Annotated in this window: 1 protein-coding gene and 1 pseudogene; both read left to right on the top strand. The window is 64.0% G+C overall.

What is annotated here, in order from left to right:
- Positions 1-200, top strand: a pseudogene (locus tag A6A03_RS18780) (dihydrodipicolinate synthase family protein); the annotation flags it as partial.
- A gap of 152 nt (positions 201-352) precedes the next feature.
- A complete protein-coding gene (locus A6A03_RS18775; protein WP_066791337.1) occupies positions 353-1408 on the top strand; it encodes a 3-deoxy-7-phosphoheptulonate synthase in 1056 nt (351 codons plus the stop codon).
- Positions 1409-1566: the final 158 nt, after the last annotated feature.

The following is a 1566-nucleotide window of genomic DNA, read 5'->3' as shown; positions in this document are numbered from 1 at the left end:
ATGTCTCGGCGGCCCAAGCCCGCCTCAGCGCCGTGCGTGACCTGATCAACCCCATCAATACCCCGCCCGCCCTCAAAGCTGCACTGGCATGGACGAGCAATTTGCCTGAAACGGCCCTGCGCTTGCCGCTCATGCCGCTTGGTAATGAGGAAGCGGCGGTGCTGCGCGCCGCCTACGAGCGCATTATGGCCGGCGAATAACTGGCTATCGCAGCGAACGCAACGCCGTTCCGCCCACTTCGCGCTCGCTGCGATTCACGGTATACTAGGAACGGCAATCTGAATACCGGACGCGAAGACGCAAAGGCACATACCCATGTCTTTGCGTTTTTGTCTTACCCACCATACGCCCTATGAACCAAACACCGTTAGCCAACCTGCACGTCCGCGAATTGACGCCGTTGCAACCGCCGCGCGCGCTTAAGACCGAATTACCGATCACCCCCGCCGCGGCCCAGACCGTCGCCGAGGCCCGCGCCGCGATCCGCCGCATCTTGCGCGGCGTCGACCAGCGCCGGATCATGGTCGTCGGCCCGTGCTCGATCCACGATCCCGAAGCCGCACTCGACTACGCCCGCCGCTTGCAAGCCCTGCAACAACCGCTTGGCGATCAGTTGCTGATCGTGATGCGCACCTACCTCGAAAAACCGCGCACCACCGTCGGTTGGCGCGGTCTGATCAACGACCCCCACCTCGACGGCTCATTCGATATGGGAGCCGGCCTGCGCATTGCCCGCCAACTGTTGCTGGCGATTAATGAACTGGGGGTGCCGGTCGCCACCGAGATGCTCGACCCAATCAGCCCGCAGTACCTCGACGATCAGATCAGCCTCGCCACCATCGGCGCCCGCACTAGCGAAGCCCAAACCCACCGCGCGCTCGCCAGCGGCGTCTCGATGCCGGTCGGTTTCAAGAATGGCACCGACGGCGGGATTCAAGTCGCTGTCAACGCCTGCGTTTCGGCAGCGGTACCGCACAGCTTCCTCGGTATTGACGAAGATGGCCGCAGCGGCGTCGTGCGCACCACCGGCAACCCCGACAGCTTCGTGATCTTGCGCGGGGGCCGCCACGGCCCCAACTACCACCTTGAGTACATCGTGCAGGCCACCCGCCTCATGCGCGAGGCCGAACTGACCCCAGCAGTGATGATCGATTGCAGCCACGCCAACTCCGGCGGCGATTTCCGCCGCCAAGAAGCCGTCTGGCAGACCGTGCTCGGCTATATGGTTGAAGAGAACTTGCCAATCATCGGCATGATGCTTGAGAGCAACCTGTTCGAGGGCAAACAACCGCTCGTCGCCGACCGCAGCGCCCTCAAATACGGCGTCTCGCTGACCGATGGCTGCGTCGGTTGGGACACCACCGAACGCCTGCTCCACGAAGCGCATTTGGCGCTGAGCAGGCGGTAATGCGGGCCAGACAGTAACAACTGAATGGGGCAACGAGTCTGTGAATGGCATCCGCTGCCTTCATCCGTTCCGGCCACGTGGCGGGGGCCGAACCGCCGTGCGGCGCGCCACACCGGCTCATTCCCCCCCTCGTGCATCCGTCCCGGCCCCATCGGGGG

The sequence above is a fragment of the Chloroflexus islandicus genome, from assembly GCF_001650695.1.
Classification (GTDB): Bacteria; Chloroflexota; Chloroflexia; order Chloroflexales; family Chloroflexaceae; genus Chloroflexus; species Chloroflexus islandicus.
Note: the sequence above shows the minus strand (reverse complement) of the source record. Positions and strands in the feature narration are given on the sequence as shown.

Bases quoted from the DNA above. Each gene is read 5' to 3' on its own strand.
- A6A03_RS18775 (WP_066791337.1), top strand. From the start codon at position 353: ATGAACCAAACACCGTTAGCCAACCTGCACGTCCGCGAATTGACGCCG.